Annotated in this window: 14 protein-coding genes and 1 riboswitch; of the genes, 9 read left to right on the forward strand and 5 right to left on the reverse strand. The window is 62.2% G+C overall.

The window, feature by feature from the left end:
• Positions 1–14: 14 nt before the first annotated feature.
• Together epd and tkt are read right to left on the reverse strand one after the other, a co-directional pair.
• Positions 15–1,073: an erythrose-4-phosphate dehydrogenase gene (gene epd, locus JOE32_RS15390; protein ID WP_209985805.1), complete on the reverse strand. Its 1,059-nt coding sequence runs from the start codon at positions 1,071–1,073 to the stop codon at positions 15–17.
• 166 nt (positions 1,074–1,239) lie between these two features.
• Positions 1,240–3,237: a transketolase gene (gene tkt / locus JOE32_RS15395; RefSeq protein ID WP_209985808.1), complete on the reverse strand. Its 1,998-nt coding sequence runs from the start codon at positions 3,235–3,237 to the stop codon at positions 1,240–1,242.
• A 272-nt stretch (positions 3,238–3,509) separates the two neighbouring features.
• Between tkt and JOE32_RS15400 the strand changes: the two genes are divergently transcribed.
• The 5 genes from JOE32_RS15400 to JOE32_RS15420 all read left to right on the forward strand — a co-directional run bounded on the left by JOE32_RS15400 (position 3,510) and on the right by JOE32_RS15420 (position 9,159).
• Entirely contained in the window at positions 3,510–4,505 is a 996-nt protein-coding gene (locus tag JOE32_RS15400) for a metalloregulator ArsR/SmtB family transcription factor (protein ID WP_209985811.1), read from the forward strand.
• 19 nt (positions 4,506–4,524) lie between these two features.
• Entirely contained in the window at positions 4,525–5,715 is a 1,191-nt protein-coding gene (gene metK, locus JOE32_RS15405; RefSeq protein ID WP_122542141.1) for a methionine adenosyltransferase, read from the forward strand.
• Positions 5,716–5,819: 104 nt separating this feature from the next.
• Positions 5,820–7,484: an NAD-dependent DNA ligase LigB gene (gene ligB / locus JOE32_RS15410; protein ID WP_209985813.1), complete on the forward strand. Its 1,665-nt coding sequence runs from the start codon at positions 5,820–5,822 to the stop codon at positions 7,482–7,484.
• A 40-nt stretch (positions 7,485–7,524) separates the two neighbouring features.
• Positions 7,525–7,920, forward strand: coding sequence for a DUF1090 domain-containing protein (locus tag JOE32_RS15415; protein ID WP_209985816.1), 396 nt, complete (start codon positions 7,525–7,527; stop codon positions 7,918–7,920).
• A 42-nt stretch (positions 7,921–7,962) separates the two neighbouring features.
• Entirely contained in the window at positions 7,963–9,159 is a 1,197-nt protein-coding gene (locus tag JOE32_RS15420; protein WP_209985818.1) for an MltA domain-containing protein, read from the forward strand.
• 260 nt (positions 9,160–9,419) lie between these two features.
• On the opposite strand, the gene JOE32_RS15425 is transcribed toward JOE32_RS15420, so the two are convergent.
• On the reverse strand, positions 9,420–9,806 hold the full coding sequence (locus JOE32_RS15425; RefSeq protein WP_057006563.1) for an MAPEG family protein: 387 nt from the start codon (positions 9,804–9,806) through the stop codon (positions 9,420–9,422).
• 194 nt (positions 9,807–10,000) lie between these two features.
• Here JOE32_RS15425 and JOE32_RS15430 point away from each other — a divergent pair, with 194 nt between their 5' ends.
• On the forward strand, positions 10,001–11,260 hold the full coding sequence (locus JOE32_RS15430; protein WP_057006562.1) for a sodium:proton antiporter: 1,260 nt from the start codon (positions 10,001–10,003) through the stop codon (positions 11,258–11,260).
• On the opposite strand, the gene JOE32_RS15435 is transcribed toward JOE32_RS15430, so the two are convergent.
• Both JOE32_RS15435 and JOE32_RS15440 read right to left on the reverse strand, forming a co-directional pair.
• A complete protein-coding gene (locus JOE32_RS15435; RefSeq protein ID WP_209985822.1) occupies positions 11,254–12,141 on the reverse strand; it encodes a formate/nitrite transporter family protein in 888 nt (295 codons plus the stop codon). The two genes, JOE32_RS15430 and JOE32_RS15435, sit on opposite strands and share 7 nt — an antisense overlap.
• A gap of 76 nt (positions 12,142–12,217) precedes the next feature.
• A complete protein-coding gene (locus JOE32_RS15440; protein WP_034128915.1) occupies positions 12,218–12,622 on the reverse strand; it encodes a hotdog domain-containing protein in 405 nt (134 codons plus the stop codon).
• A 198-nt stretch (positions 12,623–12,820) separates the two neighbouring features.
• A riboswitch (S-adenosyl-L-homocysteine riboswitch) is annotated at positions 12,821–12,926 on the forward strand.
• Between the two features lie 21 nt (positions 12,927–12,947).
• On the opposite strand from JOE32_RS15440, the gene ahcY reads away from it, so the two are divergent.
• The 3 genes from ahcY to JOE32_RS15455 all read left to right on the forward strand — a co-directional run bounded on the left by ahcY (position 12,948) and on the right by JOE32_RS15455 (position 16,532).
• A complete protein-coding gene (ahcY, locus tag JOE32_RS15445; RefSeq protein ID WP_209985826.1) occupies positions 12,948–14,357 on the forward strand; it encodes an adenosylhomocysteinase in 1,410 nt (469 codons plus the stop codon).
• Positions 14,358–14,528: 171 nt separating this feature from the next.
• A complete protein-coding gene (gene metF / locus JOE32_RS15450) occupies positions 14,529–15,374 on the forward strand; it encodes a methylenetetrahydrofolate reductase [NAD(P)H] (RefSeq protein WP_209985829.1) in 846 nt (281 codons plus the stop codon).
• A 78-nt stretch (positions 15,375–15,452) separates the two neighbouring features.
• Entirely contained in the window at positions 15,453–16,532 is a 1,080-nt protein-coding gene (locus JOE32_RS15455) for a hypothetical protein (RefSeq protein ID WP_209985832.1), read from the forward strand.
• Positions 16,533–16,574: the final 42 nt, after the last annotated feature.

The following is a 16,574-nucleotide window of genomic DNA, read 5'->3' on the forward strand; positions in this document are numbered from 1 at the left end:
TCGCAGTTCCTGAATTACTGTTGAGGTTGTTGGGGTGAGGCCACTTGCAGGTAGTGCTGGGCAACGTCGAGCATGCGATTGGCAAAGCCCCATTCGTTGTCGAACCAGGCCAGGATATTCACCAGCCGAGGGCCGGAGACGCGGGTCTGGCTGGCGTCGACGATTGCCGAATGCGGGTCGTGGTTGAAATCACAACTGGCGTGGGGCAACTCGGTATAGGCCAGCAGGCCTTTGAGCGGGCCGCGGGTGGCAGCGTCGCGCAGTATCCGATTGACCTCCGCGGCATCGGTGTCGCTGATGCTCTGCAGGGTGATGTCCAGGCAAGACACGTTTACCGTCGGCACCCGTACGGCTTTGGCCTGGATTCGCCCGGCAAGTTCCGGCAGCAATCGCTCGATGCCACGGGCCAGGCCGGTGGACACCGGGATCACCGACTGGAACGCCGAGCGCGTGCGACGCAGGTCTTCATGGTGGTAGGCATCGATCACCGGCTGGTCGTTCATCGCCGAGTGAATGGTGGTGATCGACACGTAATCGATGCCAATCGACCGGTCCAGCAGGCGCAACAGCGGCACGCTGCAATTGGTGGTACAGGACGCGTTGGACACCAGCAACTCGGCGCCGGTCAGGCAGTCCTGGTTAATGCCGTAGACGATGGTGGCGTCGACATCCGCCTCGCTGGCCATCGGCTGGGAAAACAGCACACGCGGCGCGCCGGCGTCGAGAAAACGCTGGCCGTCGGCGCGGGTGTTATAGACACCGGAACATTCCAGCACCAGGTCGACACCCAGTGCCTTCCAGTCGATGCCTTCGGGGGTGGCACTGCGCAATACCTGCACGCAGTTGCCATTGATATGCAGACAGTCGTCTTCAACCCGCACTTCGCCGGGAAAGCGGCCGTGGGTGGAGTCAAAGCGTGTCAGGTATTCGATGCTGGCCATGTCGGCCAGATCGTTGATCGCGACAATCTCGAACCCGGCTGCCGCCCCTCGCTCGAACAGCGCACGCAAGACGCAACGACCAATGCGGCCGTAGCCGTTGAGTGCAACTTTGTAGGGACGCGGTTGGGGCATGGGGTTCTCGATCAACTTGGGTGAAGGGGTGAATGTGCCGCCGCCTTCGCGAGCAAGCCCGCTCCCACATTTTGATCGGGTTCACACAATGGAACTGTGAACCCATTCAAGTGTGGGAGCGGGCTTGCTCGCGAAGAGGCCAGCACAGCCACCTCAATCTACAGCCTTAGTCTTCCAGCAGCTCTTCAGCCTGACCCAGGATGTTTTCCAGAGTGAAACCGAACTCTTCGAACAACGCTGGCGCCGGCGCCGACTCTCCGTAGGTGGTCATGCCGATCACGCGGCCTTCCAGGCCCACGTACTTGTACCAGTAGTCGGCGTGTGCCGCTTCAACGGCGATACGCGCGCTGACCTGCAACGGCAATACCGATTGCTTGTAGCCAGCGTCCTGGGCTTCGAACACGCTGGTGCACGGCATGGACACAACACGTACGTTGCGGCCTTGCGCGGTCAGCTTGTCGTAGGCCTGCACAGTCAGCCCCACTTCGGAACCGGTGGAGATCAGGATCAGCTCTGGCTCACCGATGCAGTCCTTGAGCACGTAGCCGCCACGGCTGATGTCGGCGATCTGTGCGTCGGTACGCACCTGATGCTGCAGGTTCTGACGCGAGAAGATCAGCGCCGAAGGGCCGTCCTTGCGCTCGATGGCATGCTTCCAGGCCACCGCGGATTCCACCGCGTCGGCCGGGCGCCAGCAATCCAGGTTCGGCGTGGTCCGCAGGCTGGTCAGCTGCTCGACCGGCTGGTGCGTCGGGCCGTCTTCGCCCAGACCGATGGAGTCGTGGGTGTACACATGGATCACGCGTTTTTTCATCAGCGCGGCCATGCGCACGGCGTTACGCGCGTATTCCATGAACATCAGGAAGGTCGCGCCGTAAGGCACCAGCCCGCCGTGCAGGGACACGCCGTTCATGATGGCGCTCATGCCGAACTCGCGCACGCCGTAGTACATGTAGTTGCCGCTGGCGTCTTCGGCCGACACGCCTTTGCAGCCTTTCCACAGGGTCAGGTTGGAACCGGCCAGGTCGGCCGAGCCGCCGAGGATCTCGGGCAGCAGCGGACCAAAGGCGTTCAGGGTGTTCTGGCTGGCTTTACGGCTGGCGATGGTCTCGCCCTTGGCCGCAACTTCGGCGATGTAGGCCGAGGCTTTTTCCGAGAAGTCGGCCGGCAGGTCACCGGCCAGACGACGTACCAGTTCGTTGGCCAATTCCGGGAATTCGGCGGAGTAGGCGGCAAAACGCTGGTCCCACTCGGCTTCAGCTGCCAGGCCTTTTTCCCTGGCGTCCCATTCGGCGGCGATATCGGCCGGAATTTCGAACGGGCCGTAGTTCCACTTCAGCGCTTCGCGGGTCAGGGCGATTTCCGCGTCACCCAGCGGGGCACCGTGGCAGTCTTCCTTGCCCTGCTTGTTCGGCGAGCCGAAACCAATGGTGGTTTTGCAGCAGATCAGGGTCGGTTGCACGCTCTTGCGCGCGGTGTCGATGGCGGTCTTGATCTCTTCCGGATCGTGGCCGTCGACGTTGCGTATTACCTGCCAGTTGTAGGCTTCGAAACGCTTCGGTGTGTCATCGGTGAACCAGCCTTCGACTTCGCCGTCGATGGAGATGCCGTTGTCATCGTAGAAGGCAATCAGCTTGCCCAGGCCCAGGGTGCCGGCCAGGGAGGCGACTTCATGGGAAATGCCTTCCATCATGCAGCCATCACCCAGGAACACATAGGTGTGGTGGTCGACGATGTCATGGCCGGGACGGTTGAACTGCGCGCCCAGGACTTTTTCAGCCAGCGCAAAACCCACGGCGTTGGCCAGGCCCTGGCCCAGGGGACCGGTGGTGGTCTCGACGCCCGGGGTGTAGCCGAATTCCGGGTGACCCGGGGTGCGGCTGTGCAGCTGGCGGAAGCTCTTGAGGTCGTCAATGGTGACGTCGTAGCCGGTCAGGTGCAGCAGCGAATAGATCAGCATCGAACCGTGGCCGTTGGACAGCACGAAGCGGTCACGGTCGGCGAAGGAGGGATTGCTCGGGTTGTGCTTCAGGTAATCACGCCAAAGGACCTCGGCGATATCCGCCATGCCCATCGGGGCACCGGGATGGCCGCTGTTGGCTTTTTGCACGGCATCCATGCTGAGGGCACGAATGGCGTTGGCACGCTCACGACGGCTGGGCATCGCTGTTCTCCTGAGGATTCTGAATAGTGAGTGATTAAAAGAAACGCAAAAAAGGACCGGCATTTTCCCTCAGCCACCGCCTGTGGGCAATGACCGATACTCACATGAGGCCGTTTTTCCTGTGGTTGGCGCGCCAATGCCCTGTAGAACCGCGCCACCCGCTCGTCCAGAAGATAGAGCGGCTGCTTATAACCGCCACTTATCGTTCAATATCAAAACTTTTTGATATTGGCCTTGCGATGACTCCACCCCGTCACTAGACTGCTGGCCTTATGAACCTGACCGTGCCTTCCCTGCGTCCCGACGATAGCGATGAGCTGGCCGCCCTGTGCAAGGCCGCCGGTGACCCGTTGCGCCTGAACGTACTGCGCGCGCTGGCCAACGATTCGTTTGGCGTATTGGAGCTGTCGCGGATCTTCGCCATCGGTCAGTCCGGCATGAGCCACCATCTGAAGGTACTGGCTCAGGCCGACCTGGTGGCCACCCGCCGCGAAGGCAACGCCATTTTTTACCGGCGCGCCCTGCCCCACACCGAGTTGCTCGGCGGCAAACTGCACGGCGCCCTGCTCGAAGAAGTCGACAACCTGAGCCTGCCCGGCGACGTGCAGACACGCATCAGCGAGGTGCACGGGCAACGCGCAGCCGCCAGCCAGGATTTTTTCTCACGGGTGGCCGAGAAGTTTCGCGCCCAGCAGGACTTGATTGCCGGCCTGCCTCAGTACCGCGAAAGCGTATTGGCGCTGCTCGACAAGTTAAGCTTCAGTAACAAGGCCACCGCACTGGAAGTAGGCCCCGGCGACGGCGGTTTCCTGCCGGACCTGGCACGGCGTTTTGTGCAGGTTACGGCGCTGGACAACAGCCCGGCGATGCTGGAGCTGGCCCGCCAGTTGTGTGAGCGCGAGGCGCTGGGCAATGTCACCCTGCAACTGGCTGATGCGTTGAGCGACACGCCCTTGCAGGCCGACTGCGTGGTGCTGAACATGGTCCTGCACCATTTCGCCGCCCCGGCAGACGCCCTCAAACAAATGGCCGGGTTGCTGCACCCCGGCGGTAGCCTGCTGGTTACGGATTTATGCAGCCACAACCAGAATTGGGCCAGGGAGGCCTGCGGTGATCTCTGGTTGGGTTTTGAACAGGACGATCTGGCCCGTTGGGCCACCGCTGCGGGACTCGTTCCCGGGGAAAGCCTCTATGTAGGTTTACGTAATGGTTTCCAGATCCAGGTCCGCCACTTTCAGCGACCGGCTGGCGACACTCACCATCGGTAAATATCAGGAAATCATCGAGATGAGCGAATACTCCCTTTTCACCTCCGAGTCCGTGTCTGAAGGGCATCCGGACAAAATCGCCGACCAGATTTCCGATGCGGTGCTGGACGCCATCATTGCTGAAGACAAATTCGCCCGTGTGGCGTGCGAGACGCTGGTGAAAACCGGTGTAGCGATCATCGCCGGTGAAGTGACCACTACCGCCTGGGTCGATCTGGAGCAGATCGTTCGTGACGTGATCACCGACATTGGCTACAACAGCTCCGACGTCGGCTTCGACGGCGCGACCTGCGGCGTGATGAACATCATCGGCAAGCAGTCCCCGGACATCAACCAGGGTGTGGACCGCGCCAAGCCGGAAGACCAGGGCGCCGGCGACCAGGGCCTGATGTTCGGCTACGCCAGCAATGAAACCGACGTGCTGATGCCGGCACCGATCACCTTCTCGCACCAGTTGGTGCAGCGTCAGGCCGAAGCCCGCAAAACCGGCCTGCTGCCGTGGCTGCGTCCGGACGCCAAGTCCCAGGTGACCTGCCGTTACGAAGGCGGCAAAGTCGTGGGTATCGACGCCGTTGTACTGTCGACCCAGCACAATCCGGACGTTTCCTACGCCGACCTGCGCGAAGGCGTGATGGAGCTGATCGTCAAACACGTGCTGCCGGCCGAGTTGCTGAGCAAGGACACCCAGTTCCACATCAACCCGACAGGCCAGTTCATCATCGGTGGCCCGGTGGGTGACTGCGGCCTCACCGGTCGCAAGATCATCGTCGACAGCTACGGCGGCATGGCCCGTCACGGCGGCGGCGCGTTCTCGGGTAAAGACCCGTCCAAGGTTGACCGTTCGGCGGCCTACGCCGGTCGTTATGTGGCCAAGAACATCGTGGCCGCCGGCCTTGCAGAGCGCTGCGAGATTCAGGTTTCCTACGCTATCGGCGTGGCCCAGCCTACGTCGATCTCGCTGAATACCTTCGGCACCGGCAAGATCAGCGACGACAAGATCGTCAAGCTGGTGCGTGAGATCTTTGACCTGCGCCCGTACGCAATCACCACCATGCTCGACCTGCTGCACCCGATGTACCAGGAAACCGCAGCCTACGGGCACTTCGGTCGTACGCCTGCGCAGAAAACCGTCGGCGACGACACCTTCACTACCTTCACCTGGGAAAAAACCGACCGCGCCAACGACCTGCGCACCGCCGCCGGCCTGTAACTTCGGCAAGCGGAAATACCCGGTAAAAAGCCCCGCCCTGTCGGGGCTTTTTTGTGCCCGCGGGAATCATTTAGGCTGAGGACCCTTTTCGAGCAAGGATGCTCATGATGCGTCTGGTGATTGTTCTCTTACTTTGTACCCTGGCCTGTCGAACATGGGCCGAAGACTGCCCCCCACAAGCGCAAACTCAGGTTGGCACCCTGGCCGAACAGATCCGATTGTGGGACGACAGCTACCACCGCCTCGGCCAGTCGCCCGTCAGCGATGAGCTCTATGACCAGGCCCGCCAGCGTTTGGCCAACTGGCGCCAGTGTTTCCCCCGGACCACGGCGGTGGCTGACCAGCCATTGGCCAGCGCGCGGGGCACGTTGCGCCATCCGGTCGCCCATACCGGCCTGGAAAAGCTCGCCGACGAAGCGGCCGTCGCCGCCTGGCTGGGCAACCGGCATGACGTGTGGGTCCAGCCCAAAGTCGACGGCGTCGCCGTCACGCTGCGGTACCGCAAAGGCCGCCTGACGCAGGTGATCAGCCGCGGCGACGGCCAGCTCGGCCAGGACTGGTCGGCGTCTGCGCGCAGGATTCCCGGCGTCGTCCAGCAACTGCCGGAGCCCCTCGACCTGCTGCTGCAAGGCGAACTCTACTGGCGTCTCGACGACCACGTGCAATCGGCGCAGGGCGGGCTCAACAATCGCGGCAAGGTGGCCGGCCTGATGAACCGCCGCCAGTTGAGCAACGCCGAGGCCGCCGGTATCGGCCTGTTCGTCTGGGCCTGGCCGGAAGGCCCGGCATCCTTCGTCGAACGCCTGGCCAGCCTTGAGCGGTGGGGCTTCGGGGATACCCGGCGCTACAGCCAGCCCGTCCGGAACATCACCGACGCCGCATACTGGCGCGTCTATTGGTACAACCAGCCCCTGCCCTTCGCCAGCGACGGCGTGGTGCTGCACCAGGCGCAGCGCGCACCCGCCGAGCGCTGGAAAGCCCGCCCGCCCTACTGGGCGGCCGCCTGGAAATACCCGGCAGCCAAAGCCCTGGCGCTGGTGCGTGACGTCCAGTTCAAGATCGGGCGCACCGGGCGCATCACACCCATACTGGAACTGGAGCCGGTGCGGCTGGACGACCGGCAGATCAGTCGGGTGAGTGCCGGCTCGCTGAGGCGCTGGCAGGCCATGGACATCCGCCCTGGCGACCAGGTGTCGATCACCCTGGCCGGGCAGATCATCCCGCACCTGGACCAGGTCATCCTGCGCAGCACCCACAGGGAGGACCTGGCCGTACCCGACCCGCGTCACTATCACGCCTTGAGTTGCTGGAAACTGGATCCGGGGTGCGATGAGCAGTTGCTCGCACGCCTGACCTGGCTGAGTGGCAGCCAGGGGCTCGCACTGCCGCATATGGGCCGCGAAACCTGGAGCCTGTTGATCGAGGCCGGCCTGATCGCAAGCCTGCTCGATTGGTTGACCCTGGAAGCGACAGAGCTTGCTAACATTGACGGCTTCGGTGATCGCAGCCGCGCGCGGGTAATTGACAGCCTGCGCAGCGCCCGGCAACGGCCGTTCGCACAATGGCTCAAAGCCTTGGGTGTACCGCCTGCGGCACGCAACAATCTGGACGGCGACTGGCAGACGCTGGTCGCCAGAGACCACCAGGCCTGGCTCGCCATCGATGGCATCGGCCCGGGTCGCGCGGCGCAACTGAGCGCTTTTTTTCGCGATCCGCACGTGCTGAGCCTGGCCGAAACACTACGCGTGGCCGGTATAGACGGGTTTTGAACCGTGCCCGGCCCCTTCGATTGCGACCCTGGAGTAACCCATGAAATTTCTAGCCCCTTTCGCGCTGTTTACCGTCGCCAGTTTCATGACCATGCCGCTACTGGCCGCTGAAGAAGCCGACCCACTCACCGGCTGCGCCGCCAAGCGCCAGGCCATCAGCACCCAGATCGAGCAGGCCAGGGCCCAGGGTAACGGCGCACAACAGGCTGGCCTGGAAAAAGCCTTGAGTGAAGTCACCGCCAACTGCACCGACGCATCCCTGAAAAAGGAGCGTGAAAACAAGGTGCTCGACGCCAAGCACGAAGTCAGCCGCCGTCAGGCCGACCTCGACAAGGCGATGAAAAAGGGTGACGCCGACAAGATCAACAAGCGCAAGGACAAGCTCGCCGAGTCGCGCAAAGAGTTGCAGGACGCGGTGGAAGAGCTCGACCAATAACGGCCGCCAGTGATCGCAAAATTGTTTTCAGGAAGTGCATGCATGAATGTCACCGTTAAACCCTGGGGCCGCCGCCTGGCGTGGGCCCTACCGATGATCGCGCTGCTGGCCGGCTGCGACATGGGCAAAGACACCGGCAACGTCGCCGTTGAACCGCAGCCTGCCAAGCCCCATGCCATCGCCACGTATGTCGGCGCGCCGTGGGAAGCCTTGCCGGCCGTGTCCGACAGCGACCTGCTGGCCGGGTTCGAGTCCTGGCGCAGCGCCTGCCAACGCCTCAAGGCCGACCCGGTATGGGGCACTACCTGCGCCGCAGCGGCCAGCGTGCCCACCGATGCCGTGGCAGTACGCGGTTTTCTCAAGGAGCGTCTGGACGTGTTCGGCCTGCGCTCGGCGGACGACAGCGCGAACGGCTTGATCACCGGCTATTACGAGCCGGTCTACCCCGGCAGCCTGACCGAAACCGCCAGCGCCCACGTGCCGGTGTACGGCGTGCCGGACGACCTGATCATCGTCAATCTGGAGAGCATCTACCCCGAACTCAAGGGCAAACGCCTGCGTGGGCGCCTCGAAGGCCGCGTGCTCAAGCCCTATGACGATGCAGCCACCGTCAACAGCCAGGGCTCCACGGCCAAGCCGATTGCCTGGCTGACCAACCCCATGGACCTGCAATTCCTGCAGATCCAGGGCTCCGGCCGTATTCAACTGGCCGATGGGCGCCAACTGCGCGTCGGCTATGGTGACCAGAACGGCTACCCCTACCGTCCCATTGGCCGTTGGCTGGTGGAGCAGGGCGAGCTGAAAAAAGAAGACGTGACCATGGGCGCCATCAGCGCCTGGGCCAAGGCCAACCCGCAACGCATACCCGAACTGCTGGCGAGCAATCCCAGCTACGTCTTCTTCAGCGCCCGCCCCGACAGCAACGAAGGCCCACGCGGCTCGCTCAATGTGCCCCTGACCGCCGGCTACAGCGTGGCGGTGGACCGCAAGGTCATCCCGCTGGGCAGTCTGCTGTGGCTGTCGACCACCAAACCGGACGGCTCACCCATCGCCCGACCGGTGGCCGCGCAGGACACCGGTGGCGCGATCACCGGCGAAGTGCGTGCAGACCTGTTCTGGGGCACCGGCGAGGCGGCGGGTGAACTGGCAGGAAACATGAAGCAGCAGGGACAAATCTGGATGCTCTGGCCCAAAGGCGTAGCGTTGCCGCATGTAACGGATGCGCCGACCGGGACCTGACAACGCTATCGCCCAGCAAACTGAGGCTTGTGGAGAGCGGGTCTGTGGGGCAAGCCCTAATGCCGTTCAGTTAAGCGCAGATTCCCTGTGGCGAGCAGGCTTGTCCTGCGCTGGGCTGCGCAGCAGCCCCAAAGCCAGGCGCTGAGCCGCATCAGGTACACGGCGTTTTGCTCGATTGGGGGGCGCTTCGCACCCCAACGCGGGGCAAGCCCGCTCGCCACAGATCAGCCCCGCTAACACAGGCAGGTTTGCATCAGGCTTCAGATCGAGACGAAGAAGAAACTCGCGATCAGCGCCATACCCACCACCCACACCAGCGAACGCAGCATCGCCCAGTCCGCCAGGTAGCAAATGATGTACAGCAGACGACTGGTGATAAACAGCACCGCCAGCACATTGATGGTCACCAGTTCGGCCGTGCCGGCCAGGTGCGCGATGATCACCGCCGCAGCGAACGCCGGAGTCACTTCAAAGCTGTTGAGTTGCGCACTGTGGGCGCGCTTGGCAAACCCATCGAGGGTTTCCAGGTAGGCGCGGGGGTCGTGGTTCTGCCGTGGGCCAAACTTGCCGCCGCTGAACTTGGCCACCCCCGTGCACAGGTAAGGCAGGAAAATTGCGATCAATACACACCAGAAAGCTACCGTCATCACTGAATTCCTTTTGTCGTTTTATGCAGCAATTAGAGTTCTAGCACTAAAAACGCCCAATCGCACCTAACCGCTTAGGTGCCATGGCACACACAAAGGTTCTATCGCGCTTTCGCCACCACGGCCTGCAACATCATGTTGATATTGCTGTCCATGCCCCATCAATCAATTTGCCTGTCTTCCAAGGACCCCGGATGCTTGAACTTGTCGCCGCCTTCATTTGCCTCACCACCCTGCTCACCTATGTGAACTACCGGTTTATCGGCCTGCCGCCCACCATCGGCGTGATGGTCACTGCGCTGCTGTTTTCCCTGATTCTGCAAGGCCTGAGCTTTCTCGGTTTTCCTGGCCTGGAGGAACGCATCCAGCAGCTCATCGGCCAGATCGACTTCGGCGACCTGCTGATGAACTGGATGCTCTCGTTCCTGCTGTTCGCCGGCGCCCTGCACGTCAACCTCAACGACCTGCGCAGCTACCGCTGGCCCATCGGCCTGCTGGCGACCTTCGGTGTGCTGATCGCCACCGTGGTGATCGGCAGTCTGGCGTATTACATTTTTGCCCTGTTCGGCTGGCACGTCAGCTTCCTGTACTGCCTGCTCTTCGGCGCGTTGATTTCGCCCACCGACCCGATTGCGGTGTTGGGCGTTCTGCGTACCGCCAACGCCTCGAAACCGCTGAAGACCACCATCGTCGGCGAGTCGTTGTTCAACGACGGCACGGCGGTGGTGGTGTTTACCGTGCTGCTGGGCATCGCGCAGTTGGGAGAAACCCCAACAGTCGGCGCCACCGCGATGCTGTTCGCCCATGAGGCGATTGGCGGCGTGGTGTTCGGCGGGCTGATCGGCTACCTCGTGTACCTGATGATCAAGAGCATCGAGCAGCACCAGATCGAAGTGATGCTGACCCTGGCGCTGGTGATCGGTGGCTCGGCGATGGCGTCCGAATTGCACGTCAGCGCGCCGATTGCGATGGTGGTGGCCGGCCTGATCATCGGCAACCTGGGGCGCAAACTGGCCATGAACGACATGACCCGGCGCTACCTGGACGGCTTCTGGGAATTGCTCGACGACATGCTCAACGCACTGCTGTTTGCGCTGATCGGTATGGAGCTGCTGCTGTTGCCGTTCAACTGGCTGCACGTATTTGCGGCCAGTTTGCTGGCGGTGGCCATCCTGCTCTCGCGCCTGCTCACCGTGGCGCCGGCAATTCTGCTGCTGCGGCGCTGGCGCACGGTGCCACGCGGCACCATTCGCATCCTCACCTGGGGCGGTCTGCGCGGCGGCGTTTCGGTGGCATTGGCCCTGGCGTTGCCGTTGGGCCCGGAGCGCGACCTGCTGCTGAGCATCACCTATATCGTGGTGCTGTCGTCGATCCTGTTGCAGGGTTTGAGCATCGGCAAACTGGTCAAGCGCGTGACCCGGGGCGAACCCGAGGCCACGCCCGACGCTCACTGATCCTTCTTGACCTGCTGCGGATGCCTGGGGTCCGCAGCCTGTTTGCCGGGCAGGCTGCCTTCGCTGCGGATCTGCGCATGGCTGATCAAGGCAAAGATAAAACTGCCGCCGATGATATTGCCGGCCAGCGTCGGCCCGGCGAACACCAGCCAGAAGTCGTGCCACGACAGCTCACCGGCGAACACCAGGTAGGACACCTCCGCCGAGCCGACGACGATGTGGGTGAAGTCACCCAGCGCCATCAGGTAGGTGATGAGGATGATGATCCACATCTTGGCGCTTTCCATCGACGGGATCATCCACACCATGGTGGCGATCATCCAGCCCGAGACGATGCCCTTGGCAAACATCTGGCCGGCGTCGTTTTCCATGATCTTGCGGCCAATTTCGAGGAAGGCCATGTCGGTCTTGGCGTCGAAGATCGGCAGGTGCAACATCACGTAGGCCACCAGCAAGGTGCCGCACAGGTTGCCCACCAGCACCACCGACCACAGGCGCAACAGCCGACCGACATTGGCCAGCGTCGGCTTGCTCATCACTGGCAGCACGGCGGTCAGGGTGTTTTCGGTAAAGAGTTGCTGGCGCGCGAGGATCACCGCCAGGAAGCCTGCGCAATAACCGAAGCTGGCGATGACCTTAAAGGCCTCACCATCCGGCAGGCGTGAGTTGAGCAACCCCATGGCCATCAGCGACAGCCCCATGGTCAACCCGGCAGCCAGTGCCGACCACCAGAGTGCGGCGACATTGCGCTCCAGTTCCTGATCGCCCTGGGTGCGGATGATCTCGTGCAGTACCGCCGCGCGGGGCGGCTGGTTCTCGTCTACGTCCTGCTGCTCTTCCTGCGACAGGTTGGGAGTCTTGCCGTCTGCTTGCGTGGCCATGGTGATACCTGAACGGGGGGGCGATGTTCAGGTACGACCTATGGCCAATCAATAGCGTTCACTGGCCCCGGCAGTATTATTCGCTGAGGCCGTCTTCCTGGAACTGGTCCTTCACGTACTTGATCTCGGTACGCCCGTGGGGCGCGGGCAAACCGTCCTCACCGAGGTTCACGAAGACCATTTTCTCGACGGTCAGGATGCTCTTGCGGGTGATCTTGTTGCGCACCTCACAGGTGAGCGTGATGGAGGTGCGGCCGAACTCGGTGGCGGTGATGCCCAGCTCGATGATGTCGCCCTGGCGCGAGGCGCTGACGAAGTTGATTTCGGAGATATATTTGGTAACGACGCGCTGGTTGCCCAGTTGGACAATCGCGTAGATTGCCGCTTCTTCGTCGATCCAGCGCAACAGGCTGCCGCCGAACAGGGTGCCGTTGGGGTTGAGGTCTTCGGGTTTAACCCATTTGCGGGTGTGGAAGTTCATGGTCACTCCAAAGCGTCTGGCCAAATGATGGGCAGCATCATGGCAGAGCCCGCGTCCAAGCTCTATGCACCAGTGCCTATCGCGCCCATGAGCGATCTGCATGCCGCCGACGGAAAGGCTTGGGAAGTGCCACGTACACCGCTATAATCCCCACCGATTCAAAACGGTCATCTCACCTTGATACCGTTCTCCCGCCACCTGTCCGAGGGGCGCTGCAGCAGGTTCACCCTGTCAGGCTCGGATGGGGCGTTGCCCGGCCTGGTTTCACGGCTGGATACTAAACGCACAACGGCGCCCATTCGCACACTACGAATGGAGGCTCTCTATGAGCGCTGTAATCACGCCTGCAGAATTCAACGACTACAAAGTCGCCGACATGTCCCTCGCCGCCTGGGGCCGTCGCGAAACCTTTATCGCCGAATCCGAAATGCCTGCCCTGATGGGCCTGCGTCGCAAGTACGCCGCTGAGCAGCCGCTCAAGGGCGCGAAGATTCTCGGCTGCATCCACATGACCATCCAGACCGCCGTGCTGATCGAAACCCTGGTTGCCCTCGGTGCCGAAGTGCGTTGGTCATCCTGCAACATTTTCTCGACTCAGGACCAGGCTGCCGCTGCCATCGCCGCCGCCGGCATCCCGGTATTTGCCTGGAAAGGCGAGACCGAAGAAGAGTACGAGTGGTGCCTGGAGCAGACCATCCTCAAGGATGGCGCGCCATGGGATGCCAACATGATCCTCGACGACGGCGGCGACCTGACCGAGTTGCTGCACAAGAAGTACCCGGCCATCCTCGACCGCGTCCACGGCGTGACCGAAGAAACCACTACCGGCGTGCATCGCCTGCTGGACATGCTGGCCAAGGGCGAGCTGAAAATCCCGGCCATCAACGTCAATGACTCGGTGACCAAGAGCAAGAACGATAACAAGTACGGCTGCCGTCACAGCCTCAACGATGCCATCAAGCGCGGCACCGACCACCTGCTGTCGGGCAAGCAGGCCCTGGTGATCGGCTACGGTGACGTGGGCAAGGGTTCGTCCCAGTCCCTGCGTCAGGAAGGCATGATCGTCAAGGTTTCCGAAGTCGATCCAATCTGCGCCATGCAAGCCTGCATGGACGGTTTCGAAGTGGTTTCGCCGTTCATCGATGGCGTCAATGACGGCACCGAAGCCAGCATCGACAAGGCCCTGCTGGGCAAGATCGACCTGATCGTGACCACCACCGGCAACGTGAATGTGTGTGACGCGAACATGCTCAAGGCCCTGAAAAAGCGCGCCGTGGTGTGCAACATCGGTCACTTCGACAACGAGATCGACACCGCTTTCATGCGCAAGAACTGGGCATGGGAAGAAGTGAAGCCGCAGGTGCACAAGGTTCACCGCACCGGCGCTGGCGCTTTCGATCCACAGAACGACGACTACCTGATCTTGCTGGCCGAAGGCCGTCTGGTAAACCTGGGTAACGCCACTGGCCACCCAAGCCGCATCATGGATGGCTCGTTCGCCAACCAGGTACTGGCGCAGATTTTCCTGTTCGAACAGAAGTACGCCGACCTGTCGCCCGCCCAGAAAGCCGAGCGTCTGACCGTGGAAGTACTGCCGAAGAAACTCGACGAAGAAGTGGCCCTGGAAATGGTCCGCGGCTTCGGCGGCGTGGTGACCCAACTGACCAAAACCCAGGCCGACTACATCGGCGTGACGGTTGAAGGCCCGTTCAAGCCGCACGCTTACCGGTACTGACAGCAGCAGCAAGCTTTTAGCTACAAGCGGCAAGTAAAGGCGCTTGCGGCGAGGGCTTGCTACTTCCTTACTCTTTAAGCAGCCATGAGCGGTGAGCTTCAAGCGACAAGAACAGGCGCACCGCCCCTCTTGCAACTTGAAGCTTGCAACTTGCAGCTGGAGCCCTCCCCCATGTCCCAAGACCGTCGCTACAGCTTCGAGTTCTTCCCGACGAAGACCGATGCTGGGCATGAAAAATTGATGGCGACTGCCAAGCAGTTGGCCAGCTTCAACCCCGACTTCTTCTCCTGCACCTACGGCGCCGGCGGTTCGACCCGCGATCGCACGATCAACACCGTGTTGCAGCTGGAAAGTGAAATCAAGGTTCCCGCCGCACCGCACTTGTCGTGCGTGGGCGACAGCAAGGCCGACCTGCGCAGCCTGCTGACCCAATACAAAGCCGCCGGCATCAAGCGCATCGTCGCCTTGCGTGGCGACCTGCCGTCCGGCATGGGCATGGCCAGCGGCGAGCTGCGCTACGCCAATGAGCTGGTGAGCTTCATTCGCGAGGAAAGCGGCGATCACTTCCACATCGAAGTGGCGGCTTACCCGGAAATGCATCCCCAGGCGCGCAACTTCGAAGACGATCTGCAGAATTTCGTGCGCAAGGCCAACGCCGGCGCCGACAGCGCGATCACCCAGTACTTCTTCAACGCCGACAGCTACTTCTACTTTGTCGAGCGTGTTCAAGCCATGGGCGTGAACATCCCGATCGTCCCGGGCATCATGCCGATCACCAACTACAGCAAGCTGGCGCGTTTTTCCGACGCCTGCGGGGCCGAGATCCCACGCTGGGTGCGCAAGCAACTGGAAGCCTACGGCGACGACGTCAAGAGCATCCAGGCGTTCGGCGAGCAGGTCATCACCCAGATGTGTGAACAGTTGTTGCAAGGTGGCGCGCCAGGGTTGCACTTCTATACCCTGAACCAGACCGAGCCCAGCCTGGCCATCTGGAACAACCTCAAGCTGCCGCGCTGAAGGTTGCCCGACCGTGCCAAGGCCCTCGTCTTTACGAGGGCCTTTGACGTTTTACCTGCCCACGGAACCCCGTCGTCCATGAATACAGCGTCCCCGTCTTCCCGCCCGCAACTGGTGTACCTGGTCTTCGGCTCCGAGACCTACCACCAGGAAGCCGTCTTCAGCATCGCCAGCGCGCTGGCGTTTCTGCAGGCCACCCCGGACGCCGTGGATATCCAGGTATTCAGCGACAACCCCGAGCCCTATCGCCTGCTGCCGGTGCGCGTGCGTGCGCTGGACGACGCCACGCGCAAACGCTGGAGCGAGCCTCACGGCTACCACTTTCGCACCAAGCACGTGGCATTGCGCCAGGTGCTCGAAGAGTCGCCGGTGGCGATGCTGATCGACACCGACACCTTCTTCCACCATTCGCCCCTGGCCCTGTTCGAACGCGTGCAGCCCGGCACCCTGCTGTGCAACGCCTTCTACACCCGATACGGCGACAACCACGAAAGCATTCTCTACACCGCCCTGCACCAGCGTCTGCTGGAGATGGGCGTGGCGGACGATGACATGATGACCCTCAACTCCGGGGTCATGGGCCTGACCCGGCAGGACGCGGCGGTGCTGGATCGCTCGATTGAACTGATGGACGAGCTGTTCCCCCACGCCCAGGGCGCCTACACCCTGGAAGAGTTTTGCCTGTCGATTGCCGCCTACCGCACCGTGAATGTGCGCGAGTGCCCCGACCTCATCCACCATTACTGGAGCCGCAAACAACTGTTCCGGGCCAAGGTCAAGGCGTGGATTGCCAAGCACGCAGCGGCGCCCACCAGTGCCCAGGCGCTGGCCGACACGCGCCAGGTGTCCGCCCACCTGCCACGCCCGCCACGCCTGCAACGCCTGATGTACAAGTTGATCACGCTGGCGCTGCCCAAGCATCAGCAACAGTTCATCCGCGAAATTCTCTACGGTTGCTACGAACACGAGAATGAATTCGACCAGGCGTGTGGCCCGGTTTGGTGGGACAAGGCGCGGCAGAATCAGGAAGAGCGCCAGAAACGCCCGATTGATGCCCACCAGCTTGAACACTGGTTCGCCAACCCTGTGGTGCGCCTGATTCTGGGCGAGCGGCGTTCGGCAATTTATCAACATCTGATGACGACACCCGGCAAATAGCCCTCGCCGCAAATGCCCGTGCCAGCGCTTTTCTTTAGCGCT

The sequence above is a fragment of the Pseudomonas sp. PvP025 genome (assembly GCF_017832155.1).
GTDB lineage: Bacteria > Pseudomonadota > Gammaproteobacteria > Pseudomonadales > Pseudomonadaceae > Aquipseudomonas.